Source organism: Stenotrophomonas sp. YJH_SMC_131 (genome assembly GCF_059367975.1).
This window is the reverse complement of sequence record NZ_JCAFRJ010000010.1, coordinates 123,840-142,915: the sequence shown is the minus strand read 5'-3', so window position 1 is coordinate 142,915 and position 19,076 is coordinate 123,840. Positions and strand designations below refer to the sequence as shown.

General features: G+C 68.1%; 15 protein-coding genes. 9 read left to right on the top strand and 6 right to left on the bottom strand.

Translation table 11 applies throughout. From position 1 onward, the window contains the following. Nucleotides 1–55 precede the first annotated feature (55 nt). The 3 genes from aceA (at nt 56) to AC5P56_RS18690 (ending at nt 5,333) form a co-directional block, all read left to right on the top strand. Nucleotides 56–1,357: an isocitrate lyase gene (gene aceA / locus AC5P56_RS18700; RefSeq protein ID WP_019337654.1), complete on the top strand. Its 1,302-nt coding sequence runs from the start codon at nt 56–58 to the stop codon at nt 1,355–1,357. Between the two features lie 432 nt (nt 1,358–1,789). Beyond that, nucleotides 1,790–2,830, top strand: a complete 1,041-nt coding sequence (locus AC5P56_RS18695) for a GGDEF domain-containing protein (protein WP_032956218.1) — start codon at nt 1,790–1,792, stop codon at nt 2,828–2,830. Nucleotides 2,831–2,843: 13 nt separating this feature from the next. After that, nucleotides 2,844–5,333: a putative peptide modification system cyclase gene (locus AC5P56_RS18690; protein ID WP_046427990.1), complete on the top strand. Its 2,490-nt coding sequence runs from the start codon at nt 2,844–2,846 to the stop codon at nt 5,331–5,333. A 7-nt stretch (nt 5,334–5,340) separates the two neighbouring features. Here the strand turns inward: AC5P56_RS18690 and AC5P56_RS18685 are convergent, their stop codons facing one another. Then, a complete protein-coding gene (locus tag AC5P56_RS18685; protein ID WP_495231848.1) occupies nt 5,341–5,634 on the bottom strand; it encodes an NHLP-related RiPP peptide in 294 nt (97 codons plus the stop codon). 138 nt (nt 5,635–5,772) lie between these two features. Between AC5P56_RS18685 and AC5P56_RS18680 the strand changes: the two genes are divergently transcribed. Beyond that, nucleotides 5,773–6,939 carry a putative peptide maturation dehydrogenase gene (locus tag AC5P56_RS18680; protein ID WP_046427993.1) on the top strand — a complete coding sequence of 389 codons (1,167 nt, stop codon included), beginning with the start codon at nt 5,773–5,775 and terminating at the stop codon, nt 6,937–6,939. 19 nt (nt 6,940–6,958) lie between these two features. Here AC5P56_RS18680 and AC5P56_RS18675 read toward each other — a convergent pair whose 3' ends face one another. The 3 genes from AC5P56_RS18675 to AC5P56_RS18665 are packed head-to-tail and all read right to left on the bottom strand — an operon-like array spanning nt 6,959 to nt 11,767. Next, complete coding sequence (locus tag AC5P56_RS18675; RefSeq protein ID WP_495231847.1) at nt 6,959–8,974, bottom strand: acetyl/propionyl/methylcrotonyl-CoA carboxylase subunit alpha; 2,016 nt, start codon at nt 8,972–8,974, stop codon at nt 6,959–6,961. A gap of 8 nt (nt 8,975–8,982) precedes the next feature. Next, a complete protein-coding gene (locus AC5P56_RS18670; RefSeq protein ID WP_014645570.1) occupies nt 8,983–10,593 on the bottom strand; it encodes a carboxyl transferase domain-containing protein in 1,611 nt (536 codons plus the stop codon). Between the two features lie 10 nt (nt 10,594–10,603). Next, nucleotides 10,604–11,767 carry an isovaleryl-CoA dehydrogenase gene (locus AC5P56_RS18665; protein ID WP_014645571.1) on the bottom strand — a complete coding sequence of 388 codons (1,164 nt, stop codon included), beginning with the start codon at nt 11,765–11,767 and terminating at the stop codon, nt 10,604–10,606. A gap of 159 nt (nt 11,768–11,926) precedes the next feature. Here AC5P56_RS18665 and AC5P56_RS18660 point away from each other — a divergent pair, with 159 nt between their 5' ends. The 3 genes from AC5P56_RS18660 (at nt 11,927) to AC5P56_RS18650 (ending at nt 14,925) form a co-directional block, all read left to right on the top strand. After that, entirely contained in the window at nt 11,927–12,544 is a 618-nt protein-coding gene (locus AC5P56_RS18660; protein ID WP_014645572.1) for a TetR/AcrR family transcriptional regulator, read from the top strand. A 208-nt stretch (nt 12,545–12,752) separates the two neighbouring features. Next, nucleotides 12,753–13,271 carry a c-type cytochrome gene (locus AC5P56_RS18655; protein ID WP_014035592.1) on the top strand — a complete coding sequence of 173 codons (519 nt, stop codon included), beginning with the start codon at nt 12,753–12,755 and terminating at the stop codon, nt 13,269–13,271. A 208-nt stretch (nt 13,272–13,479) separates the two neighbouring features. Continuing rightward, the gene (locus AC5P56_RS18650; RefSeq protein ID WP_049441793.1) at nt 13,480–14,925 is read left to right on the top strand and encodes an ExeM/NucH family extracellular endonuclease; all 1,446 of its coding nucleotides are present in this window, start codon (nt 13,480–13,482) and stop codon (nt 14,923–14,925) included. Between the two features lie 123 nt (nt 14,926–15,048). Here the strand turns inward: AC5P56_RS18650 and AC5P56_RS18645 are convergent, their stop codons facing one another. After that, entirely contained in the window at nt 15,049–15,906 is an 858-nt protein-coding gene (locus AC5P56_RS18645) for a hypothetical protein (RefSeq protein ID WP_049441795.1), read from the bottom strand. 43 nt (nt 15,907–15,949) lie between these two features. Here AC5P56_RS18645 and AC5P56_RS18640 point away from each other — a divergent pair, with 43 nt between their 5' ends. Further along, a complete protein-coding gene (locus AC5P56_RS18640; RefSeq protein ID WP_014645576.1) occupies nt 15,950–16,621 on the top strand; it encodes an alpha/beta hydrolase in 672 nt (223 codons plus the stop codon). Further along, nucleotides 16,618–17,718 (top strand): cell division protein ZapE, encoded by a 1,101-nt coding sequence (zapE, locus tag AC5P56_RS18635; RefSeq protein ID WP_049441797.1) that lies wholly within the window; start codon nt 16,618–16,620, stop codon nt 17,716–17,718. Before AC5P56_RS18640 ends, zapE begins: the two co-directional genes overlap by 4 nt. A 100-nt stretch (nt 17,719–17,818) precedes the next feature. Here the strand turns inward: zapE and AC5P56_RS18630 are convergent, their stop codons facing one another. Further along, on the bottom strand, nt 17,819–18,655 hold the full coding sequence (locus tag AC5P56_RS18630; RefSeq protein ID WP_049441799.1) for a DUF2884 family protein: 837 nt from the start codon (nt 18,653–18,655) through the stop codon (nt 17,819–17,821). Nucleotides 18,656–19,076: the final 421 nt, after the last annotated feature.

Sequence of the window (19,076 nt, the reverse complement as noted above, 5' to 3'; positions counted from 1 at the left end):
GCGATTCCCGGCGTTTCCCTCCCCGCTGCACGCACGAACCGAACTGGAGAAAGACATGAGCAAGCTGCCCACTGCCGAACAGATCCAGCACGACTGGGATACCAACCCGCGCTGGGAAGGCATCCAGCGCAACTACAGTGCCGCCGACGTGGTGCGCCTGCGCGGCACCGTCCACATCGAGCATTCGCTGGCCCGCCTGGGTGCGGAGAAGCTGTGGGCATCGCTGCATGAGCGCGAGTTCGTCAACGCGCTGGGTGCATTGACCGGCAACCAGGCCATGCAGCAGGTCAAGGCGGGCCTGAAGGCGATCTACCTGTCCGGTTGGCAGGTGGCGGCCGACGCCAACCTGGCCGGGCAGATGTATCCGGACCAGTCGCTGTACCCGGCCGATTCGGTGCCGGCAGTGGTCAAGCGCATCAACAACACGCTGCTGCGCGCCGACCAGCTGCACCACGCCGAAGGCAAGGACGACATCGACTTCCTGCAGCCGATCGTCGCCGATGCGGAGGCTGGCTTCGGCGGCGTGCTCAACGCCTTCGAACTGATGAAGGCGATGATCGAGGCCGGTGCTGCGGGCGTGCATTTCGAGGACCAGCTGGCCTCGGTGAAGAAGTGCGGCCACATGGGCGGCAAGGTGCTGGTGCCGACCCGCGAGGCGATCGAGAAGCTCAACGCCGCGCGGCTGGCCGCCGATGTGCTGGGCGTGCCGACCCTGCTGGTGGCGCGCACCGATGCCGAAGCGGCTGATCTGCTGACCAGCGATATCGACGGCAACGACAAGCCGTTCACCACCGGTGAGCGCACCGTCGAAGGCTTCTACAAGACCCGCAACGGCCTGGACCAGGCGATCAGCCGCGGCCTGGCCTATGCGCCCTACGCCGACCTGGTGTGGTGCGAGACCGGCAAGCCGGACCTGGAGTTCGCACGCAGGTTCGCCGAGGCGATCCACGCGAAGTTCCCGGGCAAGCTGCTGGCCTACAACTGCTCGCCCAGCTTCAACTGGAAGAAGAACCTGGACGACGCCACCATTGCGAAGTTCCAGCGCGAACTGGGCAGCTACGGCTACAAGTTCCAGTTCATCACCCTGGCCGGGTTCCATGCGTTGAACTACGGCATGTTCAATCTGGCCCACGGCTACGCACGCCGCCAGATGAGCGCGTTCGTCGAGTTGCAGGAAGCCGAGTTCGAAGCGGCCGAGCGCGGCTTCACTGCGGTCAAGCACCAGCGCGAGGTCGGTACCGGCTACTTCGATGCGGTGACCCAGGCGATCCAGCAGGGCCAGTCGTCGACCACCGCGCTGACCGGCTCGACCGAGGAAGAACAGTTCCATGGCGGGCGCAGCGAACGCGCGGCGTGATGCGGCGCGCCGCGTGATCCGGTGGTGCCGGCCGCTGGCCGGCAACCCATCGATGTTTCCGAAGCCCATGCAGTTGCCGGCCAGCGGCCGGCACTAACGGGCTCCGGGTGATCAGGGTGGCCAGGGAAGGGCCAGACAACGCCGGCCGGTCGGGGGACCTGCCGGCGTTGTTGTATCGATGCAAGGGCGCAGCACGCGCGGAGCGTCAATCAGGCGCACCCCGGTGCCAGCAACTTGGCCGAAACCCTGTGAAACCCGGCATCGGATTGATCCAGCAGGAGTTTTGCCCGGACACCCGTGACCAGAACGGGCCATCACCGATCTTCACATCAATCAAGATCGGCAGAAGGGTCAAAATGAGATAGGGCGCACACTTTAAAGCGGTGCTATGCTCCGCGGCTCACCAGGGGACGCTGGCGGCGGGTGCAGGGAATGACCGGCAGGGGTGCGGCCGAGAACAGTGATGTGACGACAGGTATCGCCCGGGTGGCGATGGCCGAGATCGTGCACGCTCTGTTGTCCGATGCCGAGGTGGCATTGTTCGCCAGATTCGCCCGCGCATGCAAGCTCCGTGCCGGACAGTGGCTGTTCCAGCGTGGCCACCGCGGCGAGCGCATGTATGTGATCCTCGAAGGCCAGATCGAACTGGACTTCGGCGAGGACCTGGTGATCAAGACGCTCGGGCAGCACGAGTTCTTCGGAGAACTGGGCCTGCTGGTCGGCGACCACCTGCGCAGCGCCAGTGCGCGCGCGCTGGTCGACTGCGATGTGCTGGAGCTGGGCCCGGCCGATTTCCATCGGCTGGTCGAATCCGATCCCGGCCTGGTGGCCTATTTCCTGCGCCGCACGATCATGCGCGTGCTGGCCAACGAACAGGCACTGATCGCACAGCTGCGCCGGCGCAACCACGATCTGGAAACCGCGCTGGACAATCTGTACATCACTACCCATCAGTTGACCCACACCCGTGAGCTGGTGCGTACCGATGAACTGACCGGGCTGCACAACCGGCGAGGCCTCACCCTGTACCTGCAGGAGTGCCGCGAGCGGGCCGAGGGGCCGCCGCAGGCGCTGCTGCTGATCGATTGCGACCGCTTCAAGCAGATCAACGACCGCCACGGCCACCAGGCCGGCGACCGCGTGCTGCAGAGCATGGGCAACATCCTGCGCTCGATGGCCGGCGAGCAGGACCTGGCCTGCCGGCTTGGTGGCGATGAGTTCTGCCTGATCCTGCGCCGCGGCAATCACGAGATCGTGCAGCACGCGGCCGAGTTCATCATCAGTGCGGTGCATGGCCTGCTCGAGCGCAGCCATGGCACGCCGCATGTGAGCCTGGTCAGCATCGGCGCCTGCCTGCTGGCGCCGGAGGCAGGCTGGAGCGAGTGGTATGCCTGCGCGGATCGTGCGCTGTACCAGGCCAAGCGCGATGGCGGCAACTGCCTGCGCTGGGCGGATGATCCGGACGGCCAATAGGGAGAGGCAGGCGATGAATGGCGACAACGGAACGTCAGCCCCGCATAGCCCACAGCTGCGCGCCCTGCTGTTCACCGATCTGTGTGATTCGCTGCAGCTGGTCGAGCGGATCGGCGATGTGGCGGCGGCAAGCCTGTTCCAGGAACACGATCGCCTGGTACTGGTGCTGCAGCAGCGCTGGAACGGCCAGCTGATCGATCGCTCCGATGGCTTGTTCATGCTGTTCGAGCGCGTCGTCGACGCACTGGGCTTCGCCCTGGACTACCAGCGCGAACTGCACGCGCTGGGCCAGCAGCGCGCGATTGAACTGCGCGCGCGCGCCGGCCTGCACGTGGGCGACGTGCTGACCTGGGAGAACAGTGCCGAGGCGGTCCGTGCCGGTGCCAAGTCGATGGAGGTGGAAGGCCTGGCCAAGCCGATGGCGGCGCGCCTGATGATGCTGGCCCGCCCCGGCCAGATCCTGCTGTCGGCGGTGGCCGAATCGCTGACCCGCCGTGCCACCGATGCACTGGGCGAGCGTGGCACGCGCCTGCTGTGGAAATCGCACGGGCGCTGGCGCTTCAAGGGCGTGCCGGTGGTGCAGGAAGTGATCGAAGTGGGCGAGATCGGTTCGGCGCCGCTGCGCATGCCGCGCGCCAACGCCAAGGCGCGCCGCGACCTGCCGCTATGGCGGCAACCGCTGGTGCTGGCCGCCGAAGGCCTGATCCTTGCCGCGGCCGTGCTGGGCGGCTGGCTGCTGCTGCGGTCGGAGCCGGCCATTGCCTTCGCCGAACGTGACTGGGTGGTGCTTGGCGATGTCGACAACCTCACCGGCGATCCGATCTTCGATGACTCGATGCGGCACGCGATCCGGATCGCGCTGGAACAGTCGCGCTACGTGAACGTGCTGTCGGAAGGCAAGATCCGGGAAAGCCTGGAAATGGCGCGGCTCTCGGGCGATACCCGGCTCAACCGCGATACCGCGGTCGATGTGGCGGTGCGGGAGGGCGCGCGCGCGGTGCTGCTGCCGACCGTGCGGCAGAAGATCGGTGGCTACGAGCTGGCCATCGATGTTGCCGCACCGGGCAGTGGCCAGGTGATCCAGACCTTCACCGCCACCGCCGATCGATCCGACCAGATGGTGTTCGCCGTGGACGACGTGGTCGGTCGCCTGCGTCGCGGACTGGGCGAGTCGGTGGCCAGCCTGGAGCAATCCCTGCCGCTGCCGCGCGCCTCGACCCAGGACCTGCGCGCACTGCGTGCGTTCGCGCTGGCCGAGAGCGCACTGGGTCAGCGTCGCTTCGAAGAAGCACGCAACCTCTACCAGGCCGCGATCGACATCGATCCCGGTTTTGCCCTGGCCTACATGGGCGTGGCCAAGCTGCATGCGCGCACCGCGCAGGTCGCGGACGCGCGTGACGCGCTGGAGCACGCGCTGGCCCAGCAGCAGCGCCTGCCCGCGCGTGAGCGCCTGTACCTGAAGGGCTGGCAGGCCGAACTGGAACCCGGTGGCTGGCCGCTGGAACAGTGGCGTGCACTGGCCAAGATCTATCCGGATTCGTTTGCTGGGCTGTCCAATACCTCCTGGGGGTTGCTGCAGGACAATCGCTTCACCGAGGCCGAGCCCTATGCGCGCGCCGCGACGGTGCCTCAGGACCCGTTGCGGCTGTATCCGACCATCCATCTGGCGCGGGCACAGCTGGGCCTCGGCCAGCCGCAGCAGGCAATGCGCACCTTGCGCCAGGCACGGATGCTGCGCGGCAATGACGAGGCCGACGACCTGGATGTGGACGTGCTGGTTGCGCAGGGCCTGGATGCACAGGCGCAGCAGCTGTTGATGCGGTTGCCGCGGGGGGACGACCTGCAACAGCGCATGCGCCTGCGGGCCCACCTGCTGGTGGCTGCGGAGCAGCGTGATTGCAGCAGTTTGCATGCCGCGATTGCTGCGGACGGTCCAGCACCGGATCTGATCGACTACCAGATCCATCAACGCCTGCAGCACGCCACCGTGACCACGCTGTGCACGGCCGGCGATGCGAAGGAGCTTGAATCCATTGCCGCCGTGCTGCGGCCGCTGCTGCGGAACAACGACGACTCCGCCGTGGGCAGCCGCAGCCTGCAGCTGCTGGCCCTGACTTATCTGGCCCAGCGCCAGGGCCAGCATGCGCTGGCCGCAGAGTGGCTGCGCGACCATGGCGAACTGCTGGAGCGGCAGCGCAGCCCTGTGGTGGGCAAGTGGCGTCGGGTTGTGTTGGCGATGGCCGAACTGGCGCAACAGCGTCCGCGGGCGGCACGCCATCTGCTCGAGCCCACCTTTGATGGCAGCGAACCTGTGCAGGCCCACGTTGTGCTGCTGCAGGCACTGCGTGCCGAGCAGGACACTGCCGGCGTGCGTCGCGAGCAGGCCTGGCTGGCCCGGCACCACGGCCAGGCCATTGCCGAGGTGGCGTCCATGCAGGTCTGGCAACCCCTGAATGTGCACGACATCGCCACCGAGGCGACGTCGGTGCGAGTGTCGCGCTGATGCGGACTCAGGCGTTGACGCGCTCGTCGATGCGGTCGGCTTCGAAGCAGAACACCACGGTCATCGAGGCGGTCGAGGTACTCAGGTACGCATGCAGCGAATCACGGGTGCGGCTCAGCTCCTCGACCGAGGCCAGGGTGCCGATCTTCATGCAGTCGTTTTCGCCAACGGCACCGTCCAGCCCGATCGAGGCCAGGGCCTTGGCCGGCGAAGCGGTGAAGTGGCTGCGGAACGCTTCGCTGCCGATCAGGTGCTCCAGCAGGGTGCTGGCGTCGGCGGCGGAAAGACGGGGATGGCTCATGGGGATTGTCCGTAGGTGGAGCTACTCGTATCGGCCGCGACAGCCCGCCATTGAGGGCCGCGCTGTGCACGTCGCTAAAGTTGGCCGCGCTGCGGTCGTTGCTGCTATGCCGGCTGTGCGGCACAAGGAAGGAAACCGATGCGCCTGCGCCGCTGCGCCAGCCTGATGTTCGAGCCTCGCGAGGCGGTCACCCTGGACCTGCGCGCGATGCTGGCCGGCCACGCCGAGATGGACAGCCAGATCAGCTGGGTGGCGCTGGCCGCCCACCTGGACCAGCCACTGCCGGTGGACGCCGAGGAGCGCCAGCTGCTGGGCGGGCTCAGCGCGCACCGCTGGAGCGAACCGCCCGCCGATGCCTGCCCGGCCATGCTGGCCCGCCTGGTCGAACAGGGCCTGCTGTTGACCGACCCACCGAGCGAGGTGGGGCACCAGATGCGCGACGAGGCGCTGCGGCGCAGCCAGTGGTGGCCATTGGCTGCGCTGGCCCATCGCCATGCGCGCTGGCAGGCCGTGGACAGCGTGGAGGACATGCGCCGGCAGGGGTTGGACACCGCGGCCGGCCTGCGCCAGCGCCTGGGGCCGCCACCGCCGGTGGTGCAGCCGATGCAGGGCGACTACCAGCCGCTGCCGCGCAGCGAAGAGGCCGCGTTCGATGCACTGCTGGCGCGTCGCACCACCTGCCGCAATTTCGACCCGCAGCGCGCGTTGCCGCTGCCACTGCTGGCCCAGGTGCTGCAGCGGACGTTGATGGCGCACGCGGTGCAGAAGGTCGAGCGCGATACCGAGTTCCTGAAGAAGAACGTGCCTTCCGGTGGCGGCCTGCATCCCACCGAGGGCTTCCTGCTGGTGCAGAACGTGGAAGGATTGGCACCGGGCTTGTACCACTATCATCCGGTGCAGCACGCCGTGCTGCCGCTGCCCTCGCCACCGCCGCAGGCGTTGCCTGCGATGGCGCGGCGGATGCTGTCCGGGCAGGCGTGGTTCGCCGATGCGCCAGCGCTGCTGGTACTGGCACCGCGTTATGACCGCTGCTTCTGGAAGTATCGCAACCATGCCAAGGCGCACCGTGCGGTGACGCTGGACGTGGGCCACATTTCGCAGTTGCTGTACCTGTGCGCCACCGAGCGCGGGCTGGCAGCATTCGTGACAGCGGCGATCAACGATGCCGATGTCGATCGTGCTTTTGGGTTCGATGGCATCGGCCAGAGCGCGATGGCCATCTGTGGCCTGGGCTGGCGCAGTGCCACGCTGGACACGGCCGAATTCGATCCGGCCGGGCGGGTGGCGACGGGCGACGACCGCTGAGCGGCCGCCGCCCCGGCGATCAGGTCGCCTCGAAGTCCACCAGCACCGCGCCGTCGCCGACCTGGTCGCCGGCCTTGGCACGGTAACCCTTCACCGTGCCATCGGCCGGTGCCTGCAGGGTGTGCTCCATCTTCATCGCTTCCAGCACCACCAGCGGCGTGCCGCGCTTGACCTCGGTACCGGCCGCGACCAGCGTGGCCACGATCCTGCCCGGCATGGGTGCCAGCAGGCTGCCGGCGTCGGCCACGGCGTGGTCCGATTCACCCACTGGATCATGCAGGGTGAAGCGGTGCTGGCCGTCGGCGCCGAACAGGTACAGCTGGTTACCGTCGCGCAGCAGCTGCAGCGACCCGCGGCGCTCGCCCAGCTGCACCGTCAGTCCGTGCACATCGGCCCTGCCGATCACCCGCACCGGTGCAGCGTCATCGCACTGCACGCGCCAGCCATCGGCCTGCGCCCACACCTTCAGCGTGTGCTTGCGTTCGCCCTGCTGCAGCGGCACTACGCGCGGCGCGGACGCACCGAGGCGCCAGCCATCCTGTGACCGCCACGGCGAATGCGGATCGCGCACGTCGGTGCTGGCGGGCGCCGTGCTTGCCACCGCAGCCACGGCGGCCAGCAGCCACAGGTCCGCACCCGCGTCGCCCACGGCACTCAATGCCGCCTGTTCGCGTTCGATCAGCGCCGTATCCAGCCTGGCGTGCGCGAACGAATCGGTATTCACCAGGCGGCGCAGGAAGCCGGCGTTGGTGGTCACGCCCACCACCTGGCAGTCGGCCAGGGCCTGGCTCATGCGGCGCAGCGCGGCGTCGCGGTCCACGTCCCAGACGATCAGCTTGGCGATCATCGGATCGTAGTACGGGGTGATGCTGTCACCTTCCTCCACGCCGGTATCGACGCGCACGTTGGCCGACGCTGCCGGCAGGCGCAGGCGGCGCAGGGTGCCGGTGGAGGGCAGGAAGCCACGGTCGGCATCCTCGGCGTACAGCCGCGCTTCGATCGCGTGGCCATGGATGGCCAGCTGGTCCTGGCGCAGCGGCAGCGGTTGGCCCGAAGCCACGCGCAGCTGCCACTCCACCAGGTCGGTGCCGGTGATGTATTCGGTGACCGGGTGCTCGACCTGCAGGCGGGTGTTCATTTCCATGAAGTAGAAATCGCCGTCCGGGCCGGCGATGAATTCCACCGTGCCCGCCCCCTCATAGCCCACTGCGCGTGCGGCATCGACCGCGGCCTTGCCCATTGCAGCACGACGTTCGGGGCTCATGCCCGGCGCGGGTGCTTCTTCCAGCACCTTCTGGTGGCGGCGCTGCACCGAGCAGTCGCGCTCGAACAGGTAGACCGCCTCACCGTGGCTGTCGCCGAACACCTGGATCTCGATATGGCGCGGGCGCTCGACGTACTTCTCGACCAGCACGTGGTCGTTGCCGAACGCCGAGGCCGCCTCGCGCTGGCAGCTGGCCAGCGCATCGACGAAGTCCTCGCTGCGTTCGACCTTGCGCATGCCCTTGCCACCGCCACCGGCGCTGGCCTTGATCAGCACCGGGTAGCCGATGCCATCGGCCTGCGCGCGCAGGAAGTCCGGCGCCTGCTGGTCACCGTGGTAACCCGGCGTCAGCGGCACACCGGCCTTGGCCATCAGCGCCTTGGCCGCGCTCTTGTCACCCATCGCGCGGATCGCGCTGGGCGGTGGCCCGATGAAGGTGATGCCGGCGGCGGCACAGGCATCGGCGAAGTCGGCATTCTCGGACAGGAAGCCGTAACCGGGGTGGATGGCCTGTGCGCCGGTAGCGCGCGCGGCGTCAAGCAGGGCATCGCCACGCAGGTAGCTCTCGCGTGCGGCGGCCGGGCCGATGTGGACGGCTTCGTCGGCCAGGCGCACGTGGCGTGCGTTGCGGTCGGCATCGGAATACACCGCCACGGTGGCGATGCCGAGGCGGCGGCAGGTGGCGATGACGCGGCAGGCGATTTCGCCGCGGTTGGCGATCAGGACTTTGCTGAACATGGCAACGTGCTTCATAGGAGCGTGCTCGGTCATGGCACGGGTCACATGCGGAACACGCCGAAGCGCGTCTGCTGCGGGGCGGCGTTGAGGCTGGCCGACAGCGCCAGCGCCAGCACCTGGCGGGTGTCGGCCGGATCGATCACGCCGTCGTCCCACAGGCGCGCGCTGGCGTAGTACGGGTGGCCCTGCTGTTCGAACTGGTCGCGGATCGGTGCCTTGAAGGCATCCTCTTCCGCCGCCGGCCACTGGCCGCCCTTGGCTTCAATGCCATCGCGCTTGACCGTGGCCAGCACACTGGCGGCCTGCTCGCCGCCCATCACGCCGATGCGCGCGTTCGGCCACATCCACAGGAAGTTCGGCGAGTACGCACGGCCACACATGCCGTAGTTGCCGGCACCGAACGAGCCGCCGATCACCACGGTGAACTTGGGCACCCTGGCACAGGCCACCGCCATCACCAGCTTGGCGCCGTCCTTGGCGATGCCGCCCTGTTCGTACTTGCGGCCGACCATGAAGCCGGTGATGTTCTGCAGGAACACCAGCGGGATGTTGCGCTGGGTGCACAGCTCGATGAAGTGCGCGCCCTTCAGGGCCGACTCGGAGAACAGGATCCCGTTGTTGGCGATGATGCCGATCGGGTAGCCGTTCAGATGGGCGAAACCGGTCACCAGCGTTGCGCCGTAGCGCGGCTTGAACTCGTCGAAGCGCGAGCCATCCACCAGCCGCGCGATCACTTCGCGAACGTCGTAGGGCTTGCGCGTATCGGCCGGGATCACGCCATACAGCTCATGGGCCGGCAGCAATGGCGCTTCAGGGGGCCGCACCGCCATCGCCGGTTCCGGCTTGCGCCAGTTGAGCTGGGCGATGATCGCGCGCACCCGTGCCAGTGCCTGCAGATCGTTGTCGGCCATGTGGTCGGCCACGCCGGAGATGCGGGTGTGCACGTCGGCGCCACCCAGTTCCTCGGCCGTGACCACTTCACCGGTGGCCGCCTTCACCAGCGGCGGGCCGCCGAGGAAGATCGTGCCCTGCTCGCGCACGATCACGGTCTCGTCGCTCATCGCCGGCACATAGGCGCCACCGGCAGTGCAGCTGCCCATCACGCAGGCGATCTGCGGAATGCCCTGCGCCGACAGGTTGGCCTGGTTGTAGAAGATGCGGCCGAAATGGTCGCGGTCGGGGAAGACTTCGTCCTGCAGTGGCAGGAACGCGCCACCGGAATCGACCAGGTAGATGCACGGCAGGTGGTTCTGCTCGGCGATCTCCTGCGCGCGCAGGTGCTTCTTCACCGTCATCGGGTAGTAGGTGCCGCCCTTGACCGTGGCGTCGTTGGCCACGATCACGCATTCCACGCCGCTCACCCGGCCGATGCCGGCCACCACGCCCGCGGCGGGCACGGCGTCTTCATACATGCCGTGCGCGGCCAACGGCGCGATTTCCAGGAAGGCGCTGCCGGGGTCGAGCAGGGCGTCGATGCGGTCGCGCACCAGCAGCTTGCCGCGCGCGGTGTGCTTGGCGCGTGCCGCCTCACTGCCACCCAGCGCGGTGCGCGCGAGGGTGGCATGCAGGTCGTCGACCACGGCCTGCATGGCCGCGCGGTTGCTTTCAAACGTTTCGCTGCCCGGTTGCAGCTGGCTGTTCAGGACGGTCATCGCGGTGGCCTTACAGGGTGCGCTGGAACAGTTCGCGGCCGATCAGCATGCGGCGGATCTCCGAGGTGCCGGCGCCGATTTCATACAGCTTGGCGTCGCGCCACAAGCGGCCGGTCGGGTATTCGTTGATGTAGCCGTTGCCGCCGAGGATCTGGATCGCCTGGCCGGTCAGCCAGGTGGCCTTCTCGGCGGCGTACAGGATCGCACCGGCGGCGTCCTGGCGGGTGGTGCGGCCCTGGTCGCAGGCGCGCGCCACGGCATAGACATACGCGCGGCAGGCACCCAGGCCCACGTACATGTCGGCGATCTTGGCCTGGATCAGCTGGAAGCTGCCGATCGGTTCGCCGAACTGGTGGCGCTCGTGCACATAGGGCATGACCACGTCCATGGCCGCGGCCATCAGGCCCAGCGGGCCACCGGACAGCACCACGCGCTCGTAGTCCAGGCCGGACATCAGTACGCGCACGCCACCGCCGACCTGGCCCAGCACGTTCTCTTCGGGAATCTCGCAGTCCTGGAACACCAGCTCGCAGGTGGGCGAGGAGCGCATGCCGAGCTTGTCCAGCTTCTGCGCGGTGGAGAAGCCCTTCATGCCCTTCTCGACCAGGAACGCGGTGATGCCCTTGGCACCGGCCTCCATGTCGGTCTTGGCGTAGACCACCAGCACGTCGGCATCCGGGCCGTTGGTGATCCACATCTTGTTGCCGTTGAGCACGTAGCGGTCGCCGCGCTTGTCGGCGCGCAGCTTCATCGACACCACATCCGAACCGGCACCCGGTTCGCTCATCGCCAGCGCGCCGACCAGGCTGCCGTTGCACAGGCCGGGCAGGAAGCGCTGCTTCTGTTCTTCGTTGCCGTTCTTGCGCAGCTGGTTCACGCACAGGTTGGAGTGCGCGCCATAGGACAGGCCGATGCCGCCGGAGGCGCGCGAGATTTCTTCCATCGCCACCACGTGGGCCAGGTAGCCCATGCCGGTACCACCGTATTCTTCTTCCACGGTGAGGCCGAGCAGGCCCTGTTCGCCCAGCTTCGGCCACAGGGCCAGCGGGAACTGGTTGCTGGCATCAGCCTCGGCGGCCAGCGGTGCGACCTCGGCGGCGGCAAAATGGGCCACGCTCTGGCGCAGCAGGTCGATGTCTTCGCCAAGATCGAAGTTCAGGGATGGCACGTGCATTGTGGTGGCTCCACGGCGGGATGGCAGGGAATGGACGCACCCGGCGGGGGAGCGGGCGGCGGTCGGCAGGACCGCCACCCGCACGGGCGATGGCCCCAGCGTAGCGGGGTTCGGATAAGAAGTGAATACGAATTCAAAAATTGAAACTAGAATCAGAACATGGCCTATAAACGCTCTGCATTGATGGAAGAACGCCTGGCGGGCGCCCGTGAACGGATCCTGCTGGCCACCCGCGAGCTGGTCGCCACCGGCGGCTGGCGCAACGCCCCGGTGACCGCCGTGGCGACCCAGGCGGGGGTGTCCACCGGCCTGATCTATCGCCACTTCCCGTCCAAGGCCGAGCTGTTCGTGGAGGTGCTCAACGCCGCGGTGGCCCACGAGGTCGCGATCATGGAGCGCATCGCCAGCGGTCCGGAGGTGGCCAGCGAGCGCCTGCGGCTGGCAATCACCGCCTTCGTCCGCCGCGCCCTGGCCGGGCCGGGGCTGGCGCACGCCTTCATCGTCGAACCGGTCGATCCGGACGTGGAGGCCGAGCGCATGCGCGGACGTCGCGCGTTCGGCGACGTGTTCCTGCGGCTGGTGGAGGAAGGCGTGGCCGCCGGTGAGCTGCCGGCACAGGACGCGCATGTGGCCGCCGCGTGCCTGGTCGGCGCCTTCACCGAAGCGATGGTCGGCCCGACCGCGCCCAGCCGCGAAGCGCACCGCGACGAAGACGCGCTGGTGGATGCGATCTGCAGCTTCTGCCTGCGCGCGATCGGTGCCCCGGTAATCCGGTAGCGCCGGCCGCTGGCCGGCTTCTGTTGCTGGGGTCAGATCCCTTTTGCGGCGCAAAAGGGATCTGACCCCATCCCCGACCCCAGCCCCCGGCATGTTGCGCCGCACCAGCAGTGACGCCTGTTGTCGCACGCAAGGCGCGTTCTATACTCGGTCCATCACGCAGTCGCTCAGCCGTGGTCCAACGACTATCAGCCAGGGGTAACGAAGAGTGCGGAATTACGATCTGGAGTTCCTGAAACGCTTCTCCATGGTGATCGCGCTGCTGGCGACCATCACCCTCGGCCTCATCCTCCTTGCCGCCTACATCCACACCCGGATTCCGCCCGAGGTGTCGCCCACTGCGGCCAAGCGCACCGAACAGCGCATTTCGCCCACCGGCGCGGTCTATGCCGGCAGCACCGGCGCCGCCGCGCAGGCCGCGGCCAAGGCCGCCGCGCTGGCCAAGGCGGCGTCGCAGGTGGCCTACGGCGGCACCAAGGATGGCAAGGTGATCTTCGACAACCTGTGCACCGCCTGCCACACCAACGGTGTGGGCATGGCACCGACGCTGGACCATTCGCATTGGGACAAGCGCATCGCGCAGGGCAAGGACACCCTCTACAAGCACGCCATCGAGGGCTATACCGGCCCCGACGGCGGGATCATGCCGCCCAAGGGCGGCAACCCGGCGCTGACCGAAGAACAGATCCACGCCACCGTGGACTGGATGCTGGGCAACCTGAAGTAACCGCCGCAACGCGCCGCTTCCTGTAGAGCCGAGCCCGCGCTCGGCTGCTCTCCGCGCGGTGTGGCCAGGTGCAGCCGAGCATGGGCTCGGCTCTACGATCCCCCGGCTTTGCCCACCGAGGCCTGATCGCTCATATGCCCCCGCTGCGCAGGCGGGGTTTCGCATTTCAGGGTTAGTCTGTGCGCCTCTTCCATGGAGTCGCCCGTTGATGCGCCGCCGTTCCCTCGCCCTTGCCCTGTCCCTGCTGCTGCCGGCCGGCGCCTTTGCCCAGGCCCAGCCGCAGGCCACGCCGGTCGCGCCGCCCTCCGTCGCGCGCGGCAGCGCCACTGTGGTGCTGACCGCTGCGCCGGCCGACTGGCGCGCGCTGGATGGGCAGCGCGTGCGCATCGCCGCGCCGCTTACCCTGGCCGGTACCGATGGCCTGCAGCACTTCGGCCAGCTCACGGTGGCGTTCGATGGCCGCCTCTGGCAGCCGACCGAAGTGGCCGCGCCGGGCACTGCCGGCTATGAGCAGGTGATGGCCGACAACCAGCGCCGCCGCCTGGTGCTGGAGGATGGCAGCGATGCCCGCGACCCCGCCAGCGTGCCCTACCTGCCGGGCAACCCGGTGCTGCGCACCGGCATGCAACTGCGCAATGTGGAGGGCATCGTGCGCGTGGACGCGCAGGGCCATCCGCGCCTGCAGGTCGAAGGCGCGCTGAAGCTGCCGGAACTGAAGCGCCCGGCAGTACCCACGGTGCCGGGAAGCCTGCACGTGGCCGCCTTCAACCTGGAGAATTTCTTCAATGGTGACGGCCAGGGCGGTGGCTTCCCGACGCTGCGCGGCGCGCGCACGCTGGACGAGCACAAGGCGCAGCTCGCCAAGCTGGTCACCACGGTCAATGCGTTGGGCGCCGATGTCGCTGCGCTGATGGAACTGGAGAACGACGGCTACGGCCCGCAGTCGGCCATCGCCGAACTGGTCGATGCGCTCAACCGCGACCGCGGCGCGCAGGGCGACTGGCGCTTCGTCGACGCCGGCAACGGCCCCGGCGACAACCCGATCCGGGTCGGGATCATCTACCGAAGCACGCGCCTGCAGCCGGTCGGCAAGCCGGCCACGCTGACCGGCGGCCCGTTCGTCGAGCACAGCCGCGTACCGTTGGCGCAGGCCTTCCAGGGCAAGCAGGGCGCGCCGTTCGTGGTGGTTGCCAACCATTTCAAATCGAAGGGTTGCCGTGACGCGGCCGGTGCCGACGCCGATCGCAACGACAATCAGGGCTGCTGGAACGCCACCCGTGTGACGTCGGCGCAGCAGCTGCACGCCTGGCTGCAGACCGATCCGACCGGTACCGGCGCCAGGGACGCGGTGCTGCTGGGTGACTTCAATGCCTACGCGATGGAAGACCCGATCCGCGCCCTGCATGATCTGGGCTGGCAGGACGCGTTCAAGGTGGCCAAGGTCGAGCATCCCTACAGCTACGTCTACAACGGCTACACCGGCCGCCTCGACCACGCGCTGCTGAACCCGGGCATGGCCAGGCGCCTGCGCGGTGCCGCCGAATGGCACAGCAACGCCGACGAGCAGGACGCCAGCGGTTACCAGGGCCGCAACGTGCAGGGCCCGTGGCGCAGCTCCGACCACGACCCGCTGCTGCTGGGCTTCGACAAGTAACGCGCCAGGCCGGGGTCGGATCCCATTCCCACGGAATGGGCTCTGACCCAAGGCATCGCGGGGTCTGAGGCGTAGGGGTCAGAGCCCATTCCGTGGGAATGGGATCCGACCCCGGGGTATCGCTCACCCCCAGGCGATCATCCCGATCGCCAGCACCGCCAGTGCCAGGCCGGCGCGGTTCCACTTCGTGGTGGCCTCGCCGAAGGCGAGCACACCCACCAGCGCGCCCAAGACCACCACCCCGATGTTCATGCCGGCGAACACGGTGGCCGGGCTCTCTGGCATCGCCTGGTGCGCATGCACATAGAACAGGATGTTGCCGCCATTGAGCAGGCCCAGCAGTGCACCCGCGCCGAGGTTGCGCCAGGCCAGTCGGCTGCGGCCACTGACATGCCGCCACAGCTGCATTGCCAGCATCAGCACGAAGGCGACGCTGAAACTGGCCAGCACCGCCGCCATCGACGGCGTGCCGGACAGCGCCACCTGCTTGAGCAGCACGTCCACCACTGCGAATCCGGCCCATACGCCCAGCAGCCAGCCCCAGCCGCCGGGTGAGGACGCCACCGCCGGGCCGCGCGGGCGCAGGCTGATGGCCACCATCGCCAGCAGGCCCAGGCCCAGGCCGGCCAGTTTCCAGGGCGTTGCGGTCTGGCCGAAGCACAGGAAGGCGGCGGCCAGGGAAAGCAGCAACGACAGCCGCTGCGCCACGTCGCTGCGGACGATGCCGGCCACCGCCACCGCGCGGCCCAGTACCAGGAAGATCGAGGGCAGCACCACCGCCAGCGCCAGCAGTGACAGCCACGGCGCATGCGGCGCGCGCAGTGCATCCAGCGGTGGCTGCAGCACCACGGCGGTGAGCGTTGCCGCCACCAGATAGTTCCAGGTGACCATCTGCGCAACATCCAGCTGGCGGCGTGCGGCCACCTTCAACAACACCGAAACCAGCACACTGCAGATCACGGCCAGTGACAGATAGAGCATGGGGCGGGCACAGGGCAGGGGCGGGGGACGGTATCATGGTGCCATGCACAAGCCCTTGTTCCCCGTCGCCCCCGGCGAAACCGCCTGCCTCGAACTGGACGGCCCGGCCGGCCCGCTGGAAGTGGTCGTCGACCTGCCCAAGGCCGATGTGCCGGTGCAGCCGATCGTGGCCATCGTCTGCCATCCGCTGTCCACCGAAGGTGGCACCCTGCACAACAAGGTGGTCACCATGACCGCCTCCACCCTGCGCGAGCTGGGCATCGCCACGGTGCGCTTCAACTTCCGCAGCGTGGGTGGTTCGGCTGGCACCTTCGATGGCGGCGTGGGCGAGCAGGATGACCTGAAGGCCGTCGCGGCCTGGGTGCGCAGCCAGCGCCCGGATGACCGCCTGTGGCTGGCCGGTTTCAGCTTCGGTGCGTTCGTGTCGCTGAAGGCCGCCGCCACGCTGCAGCCGGAAGCGCTGATCTCGATCGCGCCGCCGGCCGGTCGCTGGGATTTCGACGGCATCGCGCCGCCGGCGCGCTGGCTGGTGATCCAGGGCGAGCAGGACGAGATCGTCGACCCGCAGGCCGTCTACCAGTGGCTGGACACGCTGGACGCCCCGCATGAGCTGGTACGCATGCCCGAGACCAGCCACTTCTTCCACCGCAAGCTGATCGACCTGCGCGGCGCGCTGACCCACGGCGTCAAGCACTGGCTGGGCGCGGCGGCATGAGTGCACCCGAGCTGACCCCGTCGCAGCGGTATGCGGAAGGGGTTGCCCGTGGCGACTGGCAGAACGATCCGGCCCAGCATGCGGCGCTGGCCGAGCTGGACCGCATCCACCTGGGCCTGCTGGACAGTGCCGAGGATGGCTGGCTGGACCGCCTGTCTTCGTTCTGGAAGAAGCCCGAGCCGATCAAGGGCCTGTACTTCTGGGGCGGCGTCGGCCGTGGCAAGACCTTCCTGGTCGACCTGTTCTACGACGGGCTGCCGATCAAGCAGAAGTACCGCACCCATTTCCACCGCTTCATGCGCAGCGTCCATGAGCGCCTGCGCGAGCACCAGGGCCAGAGCGACCCGCTGGCGAAGATCGCCCAGGAATGGCGCAGCAACCTGCGCGTGCTGGTGCTGGATGAGTTCTTCGTCACCGACATCGGCGATGCGATGCTGCTGGCGCGGCTGCTCGAGCGCCTGTTCGCCGAGGGCGTGACCCTGGTCACCACCTCCAACACCGCAGTGGAGAACCTGTACCTCAACGGCCTGCAGCGCGAGAGCTTCCTGCCGGCCATCGGCCTGCTGCAGCGCTTCTGCGTGGAGCTGTACGCCGAAGGTACCGAGGATTACCGGATGCGCGCGCTGACCCGCTCGCCGGTATACCGCGCACCGCTGGCGGCCGACAGCGACGACTGGCTGGCCACGCGCTGGAACGAGCTGAGCGGCGGCCAGCCGGCCAAGCCCGGCAACATCGAGATCGAGGGCCGCAAGATCCCGGTGCGTGGCCGCGGCAAGAGCATTGCCTGGTTTGACTTCGCCGCGTTGTGCGAGGGCCCGCGCGGCCCGTCGGATTACATCGAGATCGCGCACGAGTTCAACACGGTGCTGCTGGGCGGCATTCCGGCGTTCGATCGCCTGAACGAAGATGCCGCGCGCCGCTTCGTCAACCTGATCGATGAGCTGTACGACCGCCACGTCAACCTGGTCTGCACCGCCAGCACCTCGCCGATCGAGCTGTACACCGGCCAGCGCCTGCAGGGCGCGTTCGAGCGCACCGCCTCGCGCCTGATCGAGATGCAGAGCGCCGAATACCTGGGTACCCCGCACCGGGCGTGAGGGCGGTTTACTGTAGAGCCGAGCCCACGCTCGGCTGCTTCTGGATGATGTGCCGAAAGGGAGCCGAGCATGGGCTCGGCTCTACAGCAGCGCCGCGCAGCTATCGGGAAGGCGCCACCGCATTCCCACGCGGCCGCTCATCCGGCCCGGCCGACACCTGCAGGCCCGAGCCATCGCCGTGCTCCACCCGAACGCTCTCGCTGCGCTCCAGCAGCCGCAGCGGTTGGCCTTGGTAGCGCACTTCCAGCGCGTCATGGGTGTCGGCCAGCGACTGCACCAGCGGGCACAGCGACTGTGCTTGGGCCTCGATGCGTTCGGCGCGGCCTTCCAGCTGCTGTTCCATCTGCGCGTCCAGACGGTCGGCGCGTGCCTCCATCGCATCGCTGCGTCCGGTGAAGATCTGCCACAGCATGCTGCGGGCGATGGAGGCGGACAGCGACTCGGCCATGTCCTGCACCTTGGCCTCGAAGCCTGGCCCGAACACAGCCTGTTCCCAGTAGCCCTTGCCCAGCGTGCCGCCGATCCAGTCATCGGCCTGCCGGCGCAGGCGCCGGACCTTGCGGCTGTTGGCGGTACCGGTGAGGCCTTCATAGACCCCGTCGAGCACGTCGAAGCTCAGTTCGCTCACTTCATGGGCCAGCGCCGTGGCGGCCGGCATCAGCTGCCGTGCCCCGGCCTCCATCTGCCGAAGGCGGGCCGCGTCGGCCTCGCTGACCAGCACGACCGTGTCGTCCAGGCTCAGCACGCCATCGTGGAACACCACCTCATGCGGTGCCTGCGGGCCATGCCGCAGCCAGATGCCACCGCTGTCCACCAGCACGTCATAGTCGGTGTGGATACCGCACTGGTCCGCGCGCAGCTTCGGGGTGTCAGCGGCAATTGCAGGTACGGTGACCACAGCAGCCAACAGGGCCAAGGCGGGTGCTGACAGGCGCATGGTGGAATCCTTTCCGGTCATTGCAGGACCCCAGCATCCCGCGTTCGGCAGGCGCCGTCACCCGCCGAAAGTCACTGCGCGATGGCGATTCGTCCGGCCATACCGGCTTTCCCACCGGCTGCCCACCACCTATCCACAGGGTTGTCCCTAGCCAGTTTCATCACTGTCATGTGAAGCTGTCATTGTTCCGTTTTCGCGGTGCGTTGTGCCACCGCAATGACGCCTTTCGGACTTGACTGCGCAGCCCGTTCCGGCAGGTCTGAAGCGTCTGATCAGGGCGCCGATGGCACGATCCTTGCGGCGCAAGGGATTGCCGAATTTCACTACATTTGGCGTTGACGGACCCCATTACCCCCACTATCTTGTGGCCGTCGGTCGCAGCAACCCCCATTCCAGGGGTTGCCCCGGGGTACCCATCCGC

Excerpts from the sequence above, each read along its gene's own strand:
- aceA (WP_019337654.1), top strand. The coding sequence starts at position 56 with ATGAGCAAGCTGCCCACTGCCGAACAGATCCAGCACGACTGGGATACC.
- AC5P56_RS18695 (WP_032956218.1), top strand. The coding sequence starts at position 1,790 with ATGACCGGCAGGGGTGCGGCCGAGAACAGTGATGTGACGACAGGTATC.
- AC5P56_RS18690 (WP_046427990.1), top strand. The coding sequence starts at position 2,844 with ATGAATGGCGACAACGGAACGTCAGCCCCGCATAGCCCACAGCTGCGC.
- AC5P56_RS18685 (WP_495231848.1), bottom strand. The coding sequence starts at position 5,634 with ATGAGCCATCCCCGTCTTTCCGCCGCCGACGCCAGCACCCTGCTGGAG.
- AC5P56_RS18680 (WP_046427993.1), top strand. The coding sequence starts at position 5,773 with ATGCGCCTGCGCCGCTGCGCCAGCCTGATGTTCGAGCCTCGCGAGGCG.
- AC5P56_RS18675 (WP_495231847.1), bottom strand. The coding sequence starts at position 8,974 with ATGACCGAGCACGCTCCTATGAAGCACGTTGCCATGTTCAGCAAAGTC.
- AC5P56_RS18670 (WP_014645570.1), bottom strand. The coding sequence starts at position 10,593 with ATGACCGTCCTGAACAGCCAGCTGCAACCGGGCAGCGAAACGTTTGAA.
- AC5P56_RS18665 (WP_014645571.1), bottom strand. The coding sequence starts at position 11,767 with ATGCACGTGCCATCCCTGAACTTCGATCTTGGCGAAGACATCGACCTG.
- AC5P56_RS18660 (WP_014645572.1), top strand. The coding sequence starts at position 11,927 with ATGGCCTATAAACGCTCTGCATTGATGGAAGAACGCCTGGCGGGCGCC.
- AC5P56_RS18650 (WP_049441793.1), top strand. The coding sequence starts at position 13,480 with ATGCGCCGCCGTTCCCTCGCCCTTGCCCTGTCCCTGCTGCTGCCGGCC.
- AC5P56_RS18645 (WP_049441795.1), bottom strand. The coding sequence starts at position 15,906 with ATGCTCTATCTGTCACTGGCCGTGATCTGCAGTGTGCTGGTTTCGGTG.
- AC5P56_RS18640 (WP_014645576.1), top strand. The coding sequence starts at position 15,950 with ATGCACAAGCCCTTGTTCCCCGTCGCCCCCGGCGAAACCGCCTGCCTC.
- zapE (WP_049441797.1), top strand. The coding sequence starts at position 16,618 with ATGAGTGCACCCGAGCTGACCCCGTCGCAGCGGTATGCGGAAGGGGTT.
- AC5P56_RS18630 (WP_049441799.1), bottom strand. The coding sequence starts at position 18,655 with ATGCGCCTGTCAGCACCCGCCTTGGCCCTGTTGGCTGCTGTGGTCACC.